Raw genomic sequence first — 17,036 nt, forward strand, 5'->3', positions numbered from 1 at the left:
AGGTAAGCCATGAATTTCCAACAACTACGCTCCATCCGTGAAGCTTCACGCCGCGGTTATAACCTGACCGAAGTGGCCAATGTATTGTTCACTTCCCAGCCCGGCGTCAGCCGCCAGATCCGTGAACTCGAAGAAGAACTGGGCGTCGATATTTTCGAACGCAATGGCAAACGCCTGACTGGCCTGACTGAGCCAGGCAAGGATATTTTGCCCATCATAGAAAGACTGTTGCTGGAGGCAGAAAACCTGCGTCAGGCTGGTGAAGATTATTCTGACCAGTCCAAGGGTACGCTTACGATAGCGACTACCCATACCCAGGCGCGCTATGTCTTGCCCAAGGTAGTGCAAGGTTTCCGTCAGGCCTTCCCGGATGTGCGCATAGCCCTGCAGCAAAGCTCACCTGAGCATATTGCTGAATGGGTACTGTCCGGCAAGGCGGATATCGGTATCGCTACTGAAGGTCTGTCGCAATTCAAGGACCTGGCATCTTTCGCCTGCTATGAATGGAATCACGTCGTCGTCGTACCAGAAGGTCATCCACTTTTGAGCAAGGATGAACTGACACTGGAAGATCTGTCGAATTACCCATTGATTACCTATGATGTCGGCTTTACTGGCCGTGGTCATATTGACGATGCTTTCCGTCTGGCTGGCTTGCGTACCGATATCGTCCTGACTGCCATGGATTCTGACGTTATCCAGCAATATGTAGCACTGGGTCTGGGTGTGGGTCTGGTAGCATCGATGGCAATAGAAGTGCAGCGTGCACATGGTTTGAGAACTATTTCAGCCAGCCACTTGTTTGCATCAAATGTGACGCGTCTGGCGGTGCGCCGTGGTGCTTATCTGCGTGCTTATACCTATGAGTTCATACAGCAGTTCGCACCTAATCTGGACAGGGATGAAGTTAGGCAGGCCGTCAGCGAAAACGAATTAGCGTAGACTTGCGCAAAACCGCCCCAGCTGCGTTGCAGCGCCGGCAGTTGATAAATTCGGTACTAAAGTACTGTCTTCGTCGCTACGGTGCAATCGGGGTTTCGGACAATATGTTGTCCGCCGATGAAACGAAGCTCCCTTGCAAGGGAGCTTTCCCAGGCAAGGCCTTGCTGGGACAATTTTGCGCAAGTCTTATCTTTCTGTTGTGTTGCGGCCTAAATTTTAAGCAATTCAGGTGCTGTCGTGAAGGCGTCACATCTCTCTGGTAAAATTAGGCAAATCATTCTAATTTCCGCAATTTTTATCAGAGGTTGACCATGCTTTACCCTGAATTGTTTAAGTCTTTGGAGCAAGTACGCTGGAATATGGAGTCAGATATCCCCTGGGATAAATATGACGCCAGCAAATTGACACCTGAGCAGGCGCAAACCATCAAGATGAATGCCATCACCGAATGGTCTGCTCTGCCTGCTACGGAGATGTTCTTGCGTGATAATAGGGGGGACAGTGATTTTTGCGCCTTCATGTCCATCTGGTTTTTTGAAGAACAAAAACATTCCCTGGTCTTGATGGAATACCTGCGCCGCTTCCACCCTGAACTGGTGCCTACGGAAAAAGAACTCGACAATGTACGCTTTGAGTTTGATCCTGCTCCACCGCTGGAAACCTTGATGCTGCATTTTTGCGGCGAAATCCGCCTGAACCACTGGTATCGTTGTGCCTCTGACTGGCATACCGAGCCTGTCATCAAGCATATCTACAAAATCATCAGCCAGGATGAGGCACGCCATGGCGGTGCTTATCTGCGCTATATGAAAAAGTCCCTGGCAGAAATGGGTGATGTGGCACGCGCTGCGTTTTCAAAAATTGGTGTCCTGATGGCATCTGCCAGGCGTACTGAAAAACCTCTGCACCCAACCAACTTGCATGTCAATCAGGCATTGTTCCCTAACGACACCATACAGTCCCGCCTGCCTGATCCGGATTGGCTGGAACGCTGGCTCGATGGCCAGATCAAGTTCGATGGCGTATGGGAAAAGAAAGTCGTTGACCGCATTTTGCACAATATGTCGCTGCTGTTTGAGCGTACTTTCGAAACCGTGCAAGACTTGAACCGCTACCGCAAGGAAGTCGCACAAAGACTGGTTATTTTGCCTGGCAGCTTGCCTAGTGCAGCATAAATCTGGTTTGAGCCTGTACAATCGCCGCTATTCATTAGCGGCTTTTTTATTTGTACAATCAAGACCTCTCAACACGGAGGCACAGAGGAAAATCGCGTGGTTTTCCGTAAATTGGGCCGGGCCTCGCTAGGCTACGGTTTACCAGCCCAACACTGTGCCTTTGATAAACGAATACGTTATTTATACGCCGAGTGTTGGGCTGATGAAACGTAGCCCAACCTACAACAAATTACGATTTCGGTTTTCTCCATGCTTCTGTGGTGAGTGGTTTTTCAAAAAAATACTGAACTATTCCTATGCCAGAATTCGAAAAAAAACTCACCACACGCGAAGAATTATCCGAGCGTGTGCGTGCTTTACCAAAACCCGTGGTCATGACCAATGGCGTATTCGACATCCTGCATCGCGGCCATGTCAGCTATCTTGCTGACGCACGTGAATTTGGCGCTTCGCTGGTGGTCGCCGTGAATACCGATGCCTCGGTCAAGCGCCTGGGCAAAGGCGATGACCGGCCGGTGAATTCCTGTGAAGACCGCATGGCTGTATTGGCCGCACTGGAGGCAGTCAGCTTGGTGGTGGAGTTTGATGAAGATACTGCTTTGCAAGCAGTGCTGGCGGCACACCCTGATGTGTATGTCAAGGGGGGGGATTACGATATGACGGCGATACCTGAAGGCCAGGCCGTGCTGGCTTATGGTGGCACGGTAGCGGCGATTGATTTTGAGCATGACCGTTCGACCAGCAAATTGCTGGCCAAGGTCAGGTCAGCGACCTAGAGATTCTTGTTGCAGGAAGATTTCAAATTCTTCCGGCGGCAGCGGTTTGGCAAATAAATAACCCTGGGCGAAGTCGCAGCCCGCCTGCTTCAACAAGTCATGCTGCTGTTGCGTCTCCACTCCTTCGGCTATCACCTTCAAATCCAGCTTGTGCGCCATCATGATGATGGCTTCAGACAGAGCAATATCACTGGCATCTGTCGCCAGGTTGCGGATGAAGGATTGGTCTATCTTGAGGTAATCGATATCAAATTTCTTCAGGTAGGAAAGTGATGAATACCCGGTACCAAAATCATCCAGTGCAACCTGTATCCCTGCGTCACGGAATTGCAAAAGCTTGCTGGTGATTTTTTGGCTGGCATCGAGCAGTAATCCTTCGGTAATCTCCACTGTAATTGCCTGTCCTGGCAGGTTTTGCTGTGTCAGTTCATGTATCCAGTTTACATAGCGTTCCTGATCGCCCTGAAATTCCATAGGAGACTGGTTGATACTGATCTGGAAGTCTGGATGATACAGTTCGCGCCATTTCTTGACCCAGCGTACTGCTTCGTGGAAAACCAGATCGCCAATAGCGACTATCAGGCCACTAGTCTCTGCTATCGGTATGAACTCCATGGGACTGATGAAGCCCCGCTGTGCATGTGGCCAGCGCACCAGGGCTTCGGCTTTTTGTATTTTCCCTGTATGGATATCGACGATGGGCTGGAAATACACGCGCAAGCTATTGTCTGCAATTGCCGCACGCAAGTCATTGGTCATGCGCAGACGCGCCAGCGCTGCAGTTTGCAGGCCGGGTGTGAAATAGCTGAAACGATTCCTGCCCTGTGCCTTGGCAGCATACATGGCTTGATCGGCATGTTTGATCAGGTCATCCAGATTGTCAGCATCACGCGGGTAAATGGTGATACCCACGCTGGCAGATAAATAGATTTCTTCACCTGCAAGCTGAAAAGGTGTGGACATGCTGCGGATGATGTTTTGTGCAATGGTTTCGGCACGGTTCTGCTCATGCATTTCTGGCAGCGAGACGGTAAATTCATCACCACCCAGACGTGCCACAGTATCGCTTTCCCTGACGCAGTTGCGTAGCCGGTGTGCGGCTTCTATCAGCAAGGCATCACCAGTGGAGTGGCCCAGGGTATCGTTGACTTCCTTGAAGAAATCCAGGTCTATGAACAATACGGCCAGTGCCAGTTTATTGCGCTTGCTGAGCTTGATATCATGATCCAGCCTGTCATAAAACATGCGGCGGTTAGGCAAGCCAGTCAGGGTATCTATATTGGCTTGTTGCCAGATCAGGGCTTCGGTTTTTTTCTTTTCTGTGATGTCGAGAACAGTGCCCAGCATGCGCTGAGGGCGACCATCCCTGTCCCATTCAACGACGGCACCGACCGAGAGTATCCAGGCCCACTCGCCACTGGCTTTCTTTTGACGGAATTCAACACGGTATTCGTCACTCTTGCCTTCCAGATGCTCCCTGAAAGCGCGTGCTGCCAAAGGGAAATCTGCAGGATGTACTCTGGCTGCCCAATTTTTTCTGTTTTCCTGAAAGCGCTCATGCGCATAACCCAGCATGAGCGCATATTCCGGGTTGACGATGGCATCCCCGGTTTGCACATTCAAATCATACAGACCCTGATGCGTGGCAGACAGCGCCATGCGCAGGCGTTCTTCACTCTCGCGCAGGGCGACTTCAGCCTGTTTTCTTTCTGAAATATCGGTATGAGTGCCGACTACGCGTACCGGGCTGCCCTGTGCATCGCGCTGTATCACGGTACCGCGTGTCAGTATCCATTTCCAGCGACCATCCTTGCATTGCACACGGTGTTCATTGATATATATCGGCGTCTTGCCATCAAAGTGCGCCTGTCTGTCCAGGTACATTTGCTTCAGGTCGTCAGGATGAGTGCGTCTGTCCAGTTCTTCAGACAAGTCTGCTATCTCATCTTTTTCATAGCCATAGATTTCGCGCAGACGGTCAGACAATATCTCTATGCCAGTTTGTGGATACCAGTCCCAGACACCATCACCAGAACCTTCTAGCGCCAGTTGCCAGCGTTCTTCATGCAAATGTAATTGTTCCTCACTTTGCTTGCGCTGGCTGGTATCAATAATCATTGCGTAGCAGCCTTTGACTCTACCATTGTGGTCAAAGACTGGTAATAGCTGGGCAGAAATGTTGCGTGTCCCGCCATGCAGGTACGGAACTGTGGCTTCATACGCCAGGGATTTTCCACTTAATGCCTGGTCTACGTAGGAGCGCACATGCTGGAAAGCAGGTTCACCAATCACTTCGATCATGTGCTTATTGATAACGGCAGATCTGGGGACGCCAAACCAGTTGAGATACACCTGGTTAATAAATTGGTAGCGGTAAGTTACATCCACATAAGAGATGCAGACAGGCAACGCATCGATCAGATGCCGTAGCTGTTGAAGATTGTCTTCAAATTGCTCAATTCCCGAATTTTGCACGATCTTGTCCTGGCCTTGGTCTATGCCCTGAATACGGGGTCAAATTAAGGGGCCAAATTATAATTATCTGGAATCCGTTTCCCTGTAAGTATGCTAAAGGATTCTTGAGGAAATGCAGTAAATTTTCAAATACGCTGTGGTAATTTGGATAATTGACTTGCGGAAATAAAAATAATGATCGCCGGAGTTTAAGCACCGCCTGCAAAATCATTCTGACGCCAGGCTTCGTAGACGACGACAGCCACCGTATTCGACAAGTTCAAACTGCGGTTATCGGGCCTCATCGGCAGGCGTATGCGCTGGCTGGTGGGGAAGGATTCTCGCAATTCAGGGGCAAGGCCGCGAGTTTCGGCGCCAAATACAAAATAGTCGCCGGGCTGGAAAGCCATATTCGCAAAGGGTGTGGAACCATGTGTGGTCATGGCAAACATGCGCTCGTTATCTGGCTGCTCACTGGCGCAAAACTCTGCCCAGTTTTTATGCACCTTCATGGTCGCATAGTCATGGTAATCAAGACCGGCGCGCTTCATCTTGGAATCATCCAGAGGAAAACCCAGCGGTTCTATCAAATGCAGTTGTACACCTGTGTTGGCACACAGACGGATGATATTGCCAGTATTTGGCGGTATTTCTGGTTCAACCAGGACGACATGAAACAAGGCAATTCCTTAATGACTTAGTGATTCAGTGAATATGAGGGAGGGTGCGGGCAAAAACATAGGCAGTGACCTTGGCCGCACCGTAACGCTTCAGCATTGTAGCGATTTCATGCATGGTCATGCCAGTGGTCATGACGTCATCGACGATGCCCAGGTGCGCGCCGCGCAGGGTGTCCTGTTGATTTTCATCTATGCAAAATGCATGTTTGACATTGCGGGCACGGGCATCAATGGGCAGGCCGCTTTGCATGGCAGTTTCCCTGCTACGCTGCAGTATATGCATGTTGGCAGATATGCCAAGATGTTTAGCCAGGGGGCGAGTGATCTCCCAAGCCTGGTTAAAGCCACGGTCTGCCAATCTATCCCTGCCCAAAGGCACGGCGCATAGCAAATCAGGCAGTTCATTGCCTTGATGCTGCAAGATACTGTCCCTGAGCATGCGCGCAAACCAGGGGGCCAGGGCCAGTTGGTGGGCAAATTTCAGTGACAGTACCAGCTGATCTTGTGGGGCAGCATAGTCGCAAACGGTCAAGGTACTGTCAAAAGCTGGTGGATTGCTGAGGCAATCGCCACAGCGCGGACTGGCGCTACCAGGTGGCAAGGGCAGGCCGCATTGCTTGCATCGCACATGTCCGGTGTGGAAATAAGCCAGATGGCAGGCACTGCACACCACATCGTTGCTATCCAGGCGGCATAAGGCACAAGAATTTGGTATCAGGGCAGCAATACCATTTTGGCAGGCTAGTTTGAGTTTGTCTGTGAACATGTGAAAAGCGTGGGCACAAGCGGAGCTGCAAGCGTGTAAACTGCCAGCTTAACTTAAAAATGTAGTTTCTTTGAATTTTGCCTATGTTGAGCGCTCCTATTAATCTGCAACTGGTACGCCGCCTGTTTGCTGATGCAGCAAAAATCCGTGCTTCCGACTTCTTGCGTCGCGAAATAGCCACGCGCATGCGTGAAAAGCTGGAATTGGTCAAGATCCAGCCCGTCAGCTTCCTGGATGCCGGTTGTGGTGAGGCCGATGATATTGCTGAGTTGCAAAAATATTATCCAGCGGCCCAGGCTTATGGTGTTGATGCATCTTTGGCAATGCTGGAGGCGGGCAGAAATAAGCAGACAGCCGCCAAGAGTGCAGTCGGACGTTTATTGGCGAAATGGACGCCTGTTGCGCTGCGTCAGGATGGCGGTCAGCATTTGTTGTGTGCCGATTTTGCCCGCTTGCCGATAGCAAATGCAGCAGTTGACCTGATCTGGTCAAATCTGGCGCTGCACTGGCATCCCCAGCCTGACCTGGTATTTGCTGAATGGCGCAGGGTTTTACGGACTGAGGGTTTGCTGATGTTTTCCTGTTTTGGTCCGGATACCATGATGGAATTGCGCCAGGCCTTTGCCGAAGTCGATGATCTGCCTCACGCATTGCCCTTTGTTGACATGCATGATTTTGGCGATATGCTGGTGAATGCAGGATTCTCCACGCCGGTCATGGATATGGAGAAAATTACCCTGACCTATGGCAGCGCCGATAAATTATTGCAAGACGTGCGCGCCTTGGGGGGGAACCCGCTGATGACACGCAGGCAAGGTTTGCTGGGGCGTGCAGCGCACGCACGATTGCTGGCTGCTCTGGATAAGCGCAAAAACGTGGATGGCCGCATCACCCTGACGCTGGAAGTGGTGTATGGCCATGCTTTCCGTCCGGTGAACCGGAAAACTGCCGCTGGTGAATCCATAGTCCGTTTCGATTTACCTAAAAAGTCACCTTAATACACATCAAAACCAGATCAAAAAATACCGAAAAACTGTAAATTTACGCCATAAATCTTTGTGACATTTGAGCGGGATCATAGTTGTCGCTCGTGTATTCTGCTTGATATCACCCTGCTTTACGCCTTATACTCTCGCAGTTGTGGAAGTTGCCGGTACGCATTTGAAAAATTTTGAATCTGTGTCCCTGGCGCTCTGTTAAAAGAATTCTAATCGGGTTTTGGGGAAATTCATGAAACATGCTAAGCGATTAAAGTCGTTCATGCTGGGTGCCTCGCTCTTGGCTGCTAGTCTGCCAACGTGGGCGGTGGTCAATGGTCCGGCGGTAGATATGAAGGGCGGTCCGGCGATAAAGCAGTTAAATCTGCAACCACCTGTTACGCAAATTGCGGAGCAAATCTACTCCATCCATAACCTGATGTTGGTTATCTGTATGGTAATTTTTGTTGCAGTTTTTGGGGTGATGTTTTACTCCATACTGAAACATCGCAAATCAGTAGGTCACAAGGCTGCTACTTTCCATGAAAGTACCGCAGTTGAAATCGCCTGGACTATTGTTCCATTCATTATTGTTATCGTCATGGCCTTGCCTGCAACAAAAACTGTTGTTGCAATGAAGGACACGTCAAACGCTGACATCACCATTAAAGCCACAGGCATGCAATGGAAATGGGGCTATGACTATCTGAAGGGTGAGGGCGAAGGCATTTCCTTCTTGTCCACTTTGTCCACGCCACGTACACAAGTTGGTGCGCCTGGCGTAGAGCCAACTGAAAAACGCGGCGACAATTACCTGATCGAAGTTGACAATGAAGTTGTGGTTCCGGTTAACAAGAAAATCCGCGTGATCACTACTGCCAATGACGTTATCCATGGCTGGACTATTCCAGCTTTCGGTGTGAAACAGGATGCGATTCCTGGTTTTGTACGTGATACCTGGTTCAAGGCTGAGAAAATCGGTACTTACCGTGGTCAGTGCGTAGAGCTGTGCGGTAAAGAACATGCTTTCATGCCTATCGTCGTTACTGTCGTTTCCGATGAAGACTACAAAAAATGGGTTGATGGCAAGAAGAAGGAAATGGCTGCCAAGGCAGACGATCCTAGCAAAGTCTGGACTGTGGATGAGTTGAAACAACGTGGCGAAAAAGTCTATACGGCAAACTGCGTAGCCTGCCATCAGGCAACTGGTAAGGGTGTGCCAGGCGCATTCCCTGCACTGGATGGTTCTGCCATGGTAACTGGTCCAAAAGCTGCGCAAATCAATATCGTCATGAATGGTAAAGCGCCAGGCATGCCAGCATGGAAGGGTTCTTTGTCTGATACAGAAATTGCTGCTGTGATTACCTATACACGCAATAACTGGTCTAACAAGGCTGCTGAAAACATCGTTCAACCGGCTGAAGTTCTGGCTGCGCGCAAGTAATAAACAGGAAGAACAGGAGAAAAGATGAGCACTACTACAGCTGATCACGCTCACGATCACTCTCACGACCACGCGCATGACCATCCACACGGTTGGCAGCGCTGGTTGTTTGCAACCAACCATAAAGATATCGGTAGTCTGTATCTGTGGTTCGCCTTCACGATGTTGCTGGCCGGTGGCGTCATGGCCCTCGGTATCCGCAGTGAATTGTTCCAGCCTGGCCTGCAACTCATGCAACCGGAGTTCTTTAACCAGTTGACCACCATGCATGGTCTGGTCATGGTTTTTGGCGCAATCATGCCGGCTTTCGTTGGCTTTGCCAACTGGATGATCCCTCTGCAAATCGGTGCGTCCGATATGGCATTTGCCCGTATGAACAACTTCTCGTTCTGGCTCATGCCCCCGGCAGCTATCCTGCTGATGGGTTCTTTCTGGGTACCAGGTGGCGCGACTGCTGCTGGCTGGACTCTGTATGCACCATTGTCCACACAAATGGGACCAGGTATGGATATGGCGATTTTCGCCGTCCACATCATGGGTGCGTCTTCCATCATGGGTTCCATCAATATCATCACCACCATCCTGAACATGCGCGCTCCTGGCATGACCTTGATGAAGATGCCGATGTTCTGCTGGACCTGGTTGATTACTGCCTACCTGCTGATCGCTGTGATGCCAGTTCTGGCCGGTGCGATCACCATGACCCTGACTGACCGTCATTTTGGTACATCCTTCTTCAATGCTGCAGGCGGTGGTGATCCTGTCATGTACCAACACATTTTCTGGTTCTTCGGACATCCAGAGGTGTACATCATGATTTTGCCAGCCTTCGGTATCGTTTCCCAGATCGTTCCTGCCTTTGCCCGCAAGCCTTTGTTTGGCTATGCGTCGATGGTGTACGCAACGGCATCCATCGCTATCCTGTCCTTCATCGTTTGGGCACATCACATGTTTACAACCGGTATGCCAGTGACGGCACAGTTGTTCTTCATGTATGCGACCATGCTGATCTCGGTACCTACTGGCGTGAAAGTGTTTAACTGGGTAGCGACTATGTGGAAAGGCTCGATGACTTTCGAGACGCCTATGTTGTTTGCTGTCGGTTTTATCTTCGTGTTCACCATGGGTGGTTTCACAGGTTTGATCCTGGCGGTGACACCGATTGATATCCAGTTGCAGGATACTTACTACGTGGTTGCCCACTTCCACTATGTATTGGTGGCGGGTTCCCTGTTTGCCTTGTTCGCCGGTTATTACTACTGGGGTCCAAAGTGGACAGGTTTCATGTACAACGAAACACGTGGCAAGATCCACTTCTGGGGTTCGCTGATTTTGTTCAACGTGACCTTCTTCCCTATGCACTTCCTGGGTCTGGCCGGTATGCCACGTCGCTATGCCGACTACCCTGCACAGTTCACTGATTTCAATCAGCTGGCAACGATTGGTGCGTTTGGTTTTGGTTTGATGCAGGTGTACTTCATCCTGGCTGTGGTCATCCCGTCCATCAAAGGCGGTATACCAGCAGCAGCAAAACCATGGGATGGTGCTGAAGGTCTGGAATGGACAGTGCCTAGCCCTGCGCCTTTCCACACTTTTGAAGAACCGCCAGAATTCAAATAATGTAGTACGGCTTAGGCTTGCTCCGGTTTTTCCGGAGCAAGACAAAAAATGAGTAATCAAAAAAAACCGAATAACTTGCGAACAGCCATCATTCTGTTTTCTGTGGCGCTGGTGTTTTTTGCCGGTGTCTTCATCAAGCAAACCTGGTTACGCTGATAGGATAGCTTCATGTTGCAAGAGGAATCCGGCGTTGCTGGCAAGAACAAGCTGAATGCAAAGATGCTGGGCAAGTTGCTGGTGATTGCGGTTCTGATGTTTGGATTTGGTTACGCTTTGGTGCCCATCTACAAACAGATTTGTGAATTGACGGGAGTGAATATTTTGACGCCCAAGGATATTTCAGTAAAAGAAATATCCAATTCCCAAATCGACAGAAGCCGTGAAGTGACGGTTGAGTTTGATGCAAACACACAAGGCCCGTGGCGTTTTCGTCCTACTGTGGCGAGCATGAAAGTGCACCCCGGTGAAATGACACAGATCGTTTATGAAGTAGTTAACAAGCAGTCTTACAAAATGGATGCGCAGGCGATACCCAGCTACGCACCTCAACAGGCTGCCAATTACTTCAAAAAGATGGAATGCTTCTGTTTCAAGCAGCAGACCCTGGGCCCGAATGAAGCGCGGCAAATGCCAGTGGTGTTTTATCTGGACCCGGCCTTGCCAAAGGATGTCAAGACAATTACTTTGTCTTATACGTTTTTTGAAGTAGGCATGAAGCCGCAGGCAGGCGCTGCCCAGGTTGGAGAAGGACAGGGCAAGCTATGACGGATTTAAAAGAAGCAAGCAAGCGTAAGGCTTCGTTTGTGGCAACAATGAAAGCCGTATTCTGGTCGTTTTTGGGAATACGCAAGAAAAATGATTATGAGCAGGATGCAGCACAGTTGAATCCTGTTCACGTGATTATTGCCGGCATCATAGGTGCGCTGATCTTCATTGCAGTGCTGATAATGATAGTCAAACATGTAGTCGCGAAATAACAATTCAAGCAGTACATTAAATTGCATCGGGAGATGGAAATGAGTTCTCAACACGCTAATGCGCCATATTATTTTGTGCCTGGCCCATCCAAATGGCCAGTCCTCGGTGGCACCACCTTATTGTTGACCATGATAGGTGCTTCTGCCTGGGTGAATGGTCTGGCCTGGGGTTCTTACCTGAATTTTGCAGGTATCATCCTGACCCTGGTAGTTTTGTATAACTGGTTTGGTGAAGCGATTGCTGAATCCGAAGGTGGCAAATACAGTGCCCGTATCGACGTCTCCTTCCGCTGGAGCATGAGCTGGTTCATTTTCTCTGAAGTCATGTTCTTTGCAGCCTTCTTTGGCGCATTGTTCTATGCACGTACCATCAGTATGCCCTGGCTGGCTGATCTGGATCACAAAGTCTTGTGGCCTGATTTTGCTGCCAACTGGGGTAATGTAGGCCCGGCTGGTACAGTCGAAGCCTTCAAAACCATGGGACCTTTTCCTATCCCTACGATCAATACTGCCTTGTTGCTGACTTCCGGTGTGACGCTGACGATTGCTCACCACGCTTTGCGTGAAGGCCATCGTGCCAAGACAGCATTCTGGTTGTTTGCTACTGTATTGCTGGGTGCCGTGTTCATGGGCTTCCAGGCTTATGAATACATGCATGCCTATAGCGAACTGAACCTGAAACTGACTTCCGGTATCTATGGTTCCACTTTCTTCATGCTGACCGGTTTCCACGGTTTCCACGTGACCATGGGTGCGATCATGTTGTCCGTCGTTCTGTACCGTGTCATGAAAGGCCATTTCACACCTGAGCATCACTTCGCATTCGAAGGCGCTGCCTGGTACTGGCACTTTGTTGACGTGGTCTGGCTGGGTCTGTACGTTGTTGTCTACTGGCTGTAAGCAAGCTTCAGTAGCGTAAAAAAAGCCGCACAGTTAGTGCGGCTTTTTTACATATATGAAAGTGCTTGAGCAGCGAACGATACTGGCGCTTAAGCGACAGTAAACGCAAAATTACCTGATGCCGGTAGGCTGTATCAGGCCAAAGTGATTGGCCAGCAAGATCAGCAAAAACAGGGTGATGGAAAACCCGACCCGGAATGCCAGTGCTTTGACCGTGCGATTGCTTTTTCCCTTGTCTTTCATCAGATAAACCAGGGCTGATCCCAGGCTGAACAGGATGAGGAAAAAAGCGATGGCGACAAGAATTTTCATACTGAGCTATTGTTGGTGCTTTTGATTGATCGACTCCTGCATTGTAATACCTTAATACCTGAATGCCTATTTCCTTCCGCTTCCGCCTGATCCCGTTTATTGCCTGCCTGCTGCTGGTCAGCCTGGGTATCTCTCTGGCGCAATGGCAGACGCACAGGGCGCAAGAAAAAGAAAGCCTGGCGGCGCAAATGGCTGAACGCCAGCATTTGCCAGCCCTGGTATTGAATGAGAAGACGCCGCCTGATCAGTTGCAGGCATTTCGCAAGTTGCAAGTCAGCGGGCAATTCATACGTGAATGGCCCCTGTATTTGGATAATCGCCCCTTGCAGGGTAAAGCGGGTTTGTATGTGCTGATGCCCTTCAAGCTGGCTGATAGCAGCAAGTATATTTTGATCGCGCGTGGCTGGCATCCGCGTGATGCACGTGACCGTATGCATATGCCAGATGTACCGGCACCAGGTGGTCAAGTTGTGCTGGAAGGCATGCTCAGGGACAAGCTTGACCGCGTCATGCAACTCGGTCAGGCCGAAGCTGTCAAACCGGGCAGTCTCTTGCAGAACATTGATGTGGAAGCATTGGCAAAACAAACGCGCTGGGATTTTTATCCCTTTGTACTTGAGCAAACGCTGGAACAAACTTCCGCGCAGGGCGATGGTCTCTTGCGTGAATGGCCAATGCCCTCGGCTGGTGCCGACAAGCACAGAGGCTATGCCTTTCAATGGTATGCACTGGCCTTGATGGCCTTCTTATTTTTTGTTGTTACTGGATTTCGTCGTGGAAAAAACTGAAAAGCAAAAGTCGCGTGGTCGCTGGAAATTATTGATGGTGCTGGCTGTTTGTGCCGCCCCGATGATTTTTTCCTATCTGGCCTACTATGTCATCAAGCCCAGTGGCCGTACCAATTACGGCACTATTCTTGATCCACGCAATTACCCCATGCCTAAACTGGCTGGGCACTTGCTGGGTGCTGCAGCGACAGATCCTGTCATTGGCCTGGAAGCCTATGCAGGCAAGTGGCTGATGGTGCAGGTGGATAGCGGTGCTTGCGCCGATGCCTGCCAAAAAAGAATGTATGACATCCGCCAGTTACGTACTGCCCAGGGCAAGGAGATGGACAGGATAGAGCGCGTCTGGCTGATTACTGATGATGCACCTATCGATACCATGCTGATACGCCAGCATGACGGTGCGCGCATGCTCAAGGTCGATGCTGCCGCCCTCAAAGCCTGGTTGCCGACTGAAAGTGATACCCAGATCAGCGACCATATTTACCTGATAGATCCACGCGGTAATCTGATGATGCGTTATCAAAAAAATGCAGATCCCAACAAAATTAAAAAAGACCTCAGCAAGTTATTGCGTGCGTCAGCGATAGGTTAAAAAAGAATCATGTGGTTGCAGATTGCATTGACAGCTCTCATGGTCGCGGTGATCCCGGCGGCTATGGTTTTCTTATCCAAAGAAAAGAATAAATTCCGCAAGCTCATTGCGGTGACCGTGACGCTGACCTTTGAACTTATCATGTTCGGCGCATTCACTCGCCTGACAGATTCTGGCCTCGGCTGCCCGGACTGGCCGGGTTGCTATGGCCAGGCCAATCCCTTGCAATCCCATGCGGCTATCAAGGCGGCTGAAATTGCCATGCCTACCGGTCCTGTCACTTTGCAAAAAGCCTGGATAGAAATGGTGCACCGTTATCTGGCCATGAGTGTGGGCATACTGATCATTGCCCAGATGGGCATCGCCTGGGCGCGCCGTCGTCAACTCGAGTCCAGCCCCTGGCTGGCGACCTTCCTGCTGTTCTTTGTCTGCCTGCAAGGCGCTTTCGGTGCCTGGACGGTCACTCTGAAGCTGCAACCCATCATAGTGACCACTCACTTGATATTGGGCATGGGTTTGCTCGCGCTGCTCAGTGCCAGCCTGGAACAGCAAAGCTCTTCCCTTACTAGTATCAACATTGCCATCGCAGATGGCAGGCGCATGCTATGGCCTGCCAGCCTGGCCTTATTACTGGTGTTTGTACAAATCACCCTTGGTGGATGGGTGAGTACTAACTATGCTGCCCTGGCTTGCCATGATTACCCTATGTGCAATGGGCAAGCCATACCGGCAATGGACTTTGAGCATGGCTTCAGTCTCTGGCGTCAGCTAGGTCAGACCATGAGTGGTGATTACCTGCCCTTCAATGCCCTGGTTGCCATACACTGGGTACACAGGAATTTTGCCCTGCTGGTAGTTGCTGTCTGCCTCTGGACTGCTCTCAGGGCACGCAAGATTGCTGGACTGGAAAAGCTGGGGCGCAATCTCTTGCTCGCGATTCTTGCCCAATTCATCATCGGTGTTTCTACCGTATTCTTTTCCTGGCCTTTGCTGCTGGCAGTTTTGCATAATGGGATGGCCGCCATGCTCGTGCTCTTGCTGACCATGTTAAACTACCGCATAAGGCATGTGAGCCTTGCCGCTGCCAAAGATAGATCATGACCACTTTAAGTTTGCCCTCCAATCGCCTGGCTCAGTACTGGGCTTTGACCAAGCCCCGTGTTACCCAGCTTGCCGTATTTTGTGCCGTCATCGGCATGTTCCTGGCGACGCCAGACCTGCCTGACTGGCGTGTTGTTGTTGCTGCCACCATAGGTATCTGGCTGCTGGCTGGTGCCGCGTTTGCGGTAAACTGTCTGGTAGAAAAAGAAATTGATTCCCGCATGGCAAGAACTGCGCGCCGTGCAACGGCCCAGGGTGAAATCACCGTGCCACAGACTCTGGTTTTCTCAGGTGTCATTGGTGGCATGGGTATGTGGATCTTGTACACGATGGTCAATCCCCTGACCATGTGGCTGACTTTCATTACCTTTGTCGGTTATGCCGTTATTTACACCATCATCCTGAAACCGGCGACACCGCAAAACATCGTTATCGGTGGTTTGTCCGGTGCTATGCCGCCAGCCTTGGGTTGGGCAGCCGTGGCAAACGATGTACCGATGCAGGCCTGGTTGCTGGTGTTGATCATCTTCATCTGGACACCGCCGCATTTCTGGGCGCTGGCGATGTACAGGCGTGATGACTATGCGCGTTCTGGTTTGCCGATGTTGCCGATTACCCATGGTCTGGAATTTACCCGTTTCCACATCTGGCTATACACCATTGCCCTGTTTGCCACCAGCATGCTGCCTTATGCGGTGCATATGAGTGGCCTGATTTATCTGGTCAGCGCGATCATCCTTGGCCTGATTTTCCTCTGGTATGCATGGCGTATTTACAAGCATTATGATGACATACTGGCACGCAAGACTTTTGCCTATTCCATCATCTATCTGTCCCTGCTATTCGCAGCCTTGTTGATTGATCACTATATCAAGCTATGAAAATTCTGAAGCATGTGACCAGTATGCTGATGGCGCTGAGTTTGCTGACCCTGGTGGCTTGCAATCCCGCGCAGGAAAAATTCAATAACACGGATCTGACAGGTCTTGATTACGCCAAAGACTTTGCCCTGACAGATCACAATGGCAAGGCGCGCACCCTGGCAGACTTCAAGGGCAAGGCTGTCGTCATTTTTTTTGGCTATACCCAATGCCCGGATGTGTGTCCGACCACCATGGTGGAAATGGCCAATGTCATGAAGCTGCTTGGTGCTGATGCCGACAAGGTGCAGGTACTGTTCGTAACGCTTGATCCTGAGCGTGATACCCAGACTTTATTGGCCAGCTATGTACCCAATTTCGACAAGCGTTTCCTTGGTTTGTATGGCGATGCAGCGGCAACAGCCAGGGTCGCCAAAGAATTCAAGGTGTTTTATCAAAAGGTAGAGGGTAAAACCCCGGGTAGTTATACCGTAGACCATACTGCCGGCAGTTATGTATTTGATCCTCAGGGGCGCATACGCTTATTCTTGCGCCATGGTCAGGGGGCAGAACCTGTTGCGCATGATTTGAAGATATTATTGAAATAAGTTTGAGCAGCTTGCTCTGAACTACCGTATAAATCCGGCGTATAAAACAAAAGGCACTCTTGCG

General features: G+C 50.4%; 19 protein-coding genes. 15 read left to right on the forward strand and 4 right to left on the reverse strand.

The window, feature by feature from the left end; genetic code table 11:
• The first annotated feature begins 9 nt into the window (after positions 1–9).
• The 3 genes from AC3WQT_RS15230 to rfaE2 all read left to right on the forward strand — a co-directional run bounded on the left by AC3WQT_RS15230 (position 10) and on the right by rfaE2 (position 2,893).
• Positions 10–942, forward strand: coding sequence for a CysB family HTH-type transcriptional regulator (locus AC3WQT_RS15230; protein WP_492704821.1), 933 nt, complete (start codon positions 10–12; stop codon positions 940–942).
• 311 nt (positions 943–1,253) lie between these two features.
• Entirely contained in the window at positions 1,254–2,117 is an 864-nt protein-coding gene (locus AC3WQT_RS15235; RefSeq protein WP_492704822.1) for a ferritin-like domain-containing protein, read from the forward strand.
• 296 nt (positions 2,118–2,413) lie between these two features.
• On the forward strand, positions 2,414–2,893 hold the full coding sequence (rfaE2, locus tag AC3WQT_RS15240) for a D-glycero-beta-D-manno-heptose 1-phosphate adenylyltransferase (RefSeq protein WP_492704824.1): 480 nt from the start codon (positions 2,414–2,416) through the stop codon (positions 2,891–2,893).
• Here rfaE2 and AC3WQT_RS15245 read toward each other — a convergent pair.
• The 3 genes from AC3WQT_RS15245 to AC3WQT_RS15255 all read right to left on the reverse strand — a co-directional run bounded on the left by AC3WQT_RS15245 (position 2,882) and on the right by AC3WQT_RS15255 (position 6,793).
• Positions 2,882–5,368, reverse strand: a complete 2,487-nt coding sequence (locus AC3WQT_RS15245; RefSeq protein WP_492704825.1) for a sensor domain-containing protein — start codon at positions 5,366–5,368, stop codon at positions 2,882–2,884. The two genes, rfaE2 and AC3WQT_RS15245, sit on opposite strands and share 12 nt — an antisense overlap.
• Before the next feature lie 188 nt (positions 5,369–5,556).
• Complete coding sequence (trmL, locus tag AC3WQT_RS15250; protein WP_492704827.1) at positions 5,557–6,027, reverse strand: tRNA (uridine(34)/cytosine(34)/5-carboxymethylaminomethyluridine(34)-2'-O)-methyltransferase TrmL; 471 nt, start codon at positions 6,025–6,027, stop codon at positions 5,557–5,559.
• A gap of 25 nt (positions 6,028–6,052) precedes the next feature.
• Entirely contained in the window at positions 6,053–6,793 is a 741-nt protein-coding gene (locus AC3WQT_RS15255) for a phosphoribosyltransferase family protein (RefSeq protein WP_492704829.1), read from the reverse strand.
• 83 nt (positions 6,794–6,876) lie between these two features.
• On the opposite strand from AC3WQT_RS15255, the gene AC3WQT_RS15260 reads away from it, so the two are divergent.
• The 7 genes from AC3WQT_RS15260 (at position 6,877) to AC3WQT_RS15290 (ending at position 12,711) form a co-directional block, all read left to right on the forward strand.
• Positions 6,877–7,791, forward strand: a complete 915-nt coding sequence (locus tag AC3WQT_RS15260; protein ID WP_492704831.1) for a methyltransferase domain-containing protein — start codon at positions 6,877–6,879, stop codon at positions 7,789–7,791.
• 232 nt (positions 7,792–8,023) lie between these two features.
• Positions 8,024–9,214 carry a cytochrome c oxidase subunit II gene (gene coxB / locus AC3WQT_RS15265; RefSeq protein WP_492704833.1) on the forward strand — a complete coding sequence of 397 codons (1,191 nt, stop codon included), beginning with the start codon at positions 8,024–8,026 and terminating at the stop codon, positions 9,212–9,214.
• A gap of 24 nt (positions 9,215–9,238) precedes the next feature.
• Positions 9,239–10,834 carry a cytochrome c oxidase subunit I gene (ctaD, locus tag AC3WQT_RS15270; RefSeq protein ID WP_492704835.1) on the forward strand — a complete coding sequence of 532 codons (1,596 nt, stop codon included), beginning with the start codon at positions 9,239–9,241 and terminating at the stop codon, positions 10,832–10,834.
• Between the two features lie 48 nt (positions 10,835–10,882).
• Complete coding sequence (locus tag AC3WQT_RS15275; protein WP_492704837.1) at positions 10,883–10,990, forward strand: cytochrome oxidase small assembly protein; 108 nt, start codon at positions 10,883–10,885, stop codon at positions 10,988–10,990.
• A gap of 12 nt (positions 10,991–11,002) precedes the next feature.
• A complete protein-coding gene (locus tag AC3WQT_RS15280; protein ID WP_492704838.1) occupies positions 11,003–11,599 on the forward strand; it encodes a cytochrome c oxidase assembly protein in 597 nt (198 codons plus the stop codon).
• A complete protein-coding gene (locus AC3WQT_RS15285) occupies positions 11,596–11,811 on the forward strand; it encodes a DUF2970 domain-containing protein (protein ID WP_423005363.1) in 216 nt (71 codons plus the stop codon). Before AC3WQT_RS15280 ends, AC3WQT_RS15285 begins: the two co-directional genes overlap by 4 nt.
• 39 nt (positions 11,812–11,850) lie before the next feature.
• The gene (locus tag AC3WQT_RS15290; protein ID WP_492704840.1) at positions 11,851–12,711 is read left to right on the forward strand and encodes a cytochrome c oxidase subunit 3; all 861 of its coding nucleotides are present in this window, start codon (positions 11,851–11,853) and stop codon (positions 12,709–12,711) included.
• A 111-nt stretch (positions 12,712–12,822) separates the two neighbouring features.
• On the opposite strand, the gene AC3WQT_RS15295 is transcribed toward AC3WQT_RS15290, so the two are convergent.
• Positions 12,823–13,023: a twin transmembrane helix small protein gene (locus AC3WQT_RS15295; RefSeq protein ID WP_110256438.1), complete on the reverse strand. Its 201-nt coding sequence runs from the start codon at positions 13,021–13,023 to the stop codon at positions 12,823–12,825.
• A 62-nt stretch (positions 13,024–13,085) separates the two neighbouring features.
• Here AC3WQT_RS15295 and AC3WQT_RS15300 point away from each other — a divergent pair, with 62 nt between their 5' ends.
• The 5 genes from AC3WQT_RS15300 to AC3WQT_RS15320 are packed head-to-tail and all read left to right on the forward strand — an operon-like array spanning position 13,086 to position 16,972.
• On the forward strand, positions 13,086–13,811 hold the full coding sequence (locus tag AC3WQT_RS15300; RefSeq protein WP_492704841.1) for an SURF1 family protein: 726 nt from the start codon (positions 13,086–13,088) through the stop codon (positions 13,809–13,811).
• Positions 13,798–14,403, forward strand: a complete 606-nt coding sequence (locus tag AC3WQT_RS15305; protein WP_492704842.1) for an SCO family protein — start codon at positions 13,798–13,800, stop codon at positions 14,401–14,403. The genes AC3WQT_RS15300 and AC3WQT_RS15305 overlap by 14 nt, the downstream gene beginning before the upstream one ends.
• Positions 14,404–14,412: 9 nt before the next feature.
• Positions 14,413–15,504, forward strand: a complete 1,092-nt coding sequence (locus tag AC3WQT_RS15310; protein ID WP_492704843.1) for a COX15/CtaA family protein — start codon at positions 14,413–14,415, stop codon at positions 15,502–15,504.
• Positions 15,501–16,385, forward strand: coding sequence for a heme o synthase (gene cyoE, locus AC3WQT_RS15315; protein ID WP_492704844.1), 885 nt, complete (start codon positions 15,501–15,503; stop codon positions 16,383–16,385). Before AC3WQT_RS15310 ends, cyoE begins: the two co-directional genes overlap by 4 nt.
• A gap of 23 nt (positions 16,386–16,408) precedes the next feature.
• Complete coding sequence (locus AC3WQT_RS15320) at positions 16,409–16,972, forward strand: SCO family protein (RefSeq protein WP_492705051.1); 564 nt, start codon at positions 16,409–16,411, stop codon at positions 16,970–16,972.
• Positions 16,973–17,036 lie beyond the last annotated feature (64 nt).

Source organism: Undibacterium sp. FW305-107 (assembly GCF_058788535.1).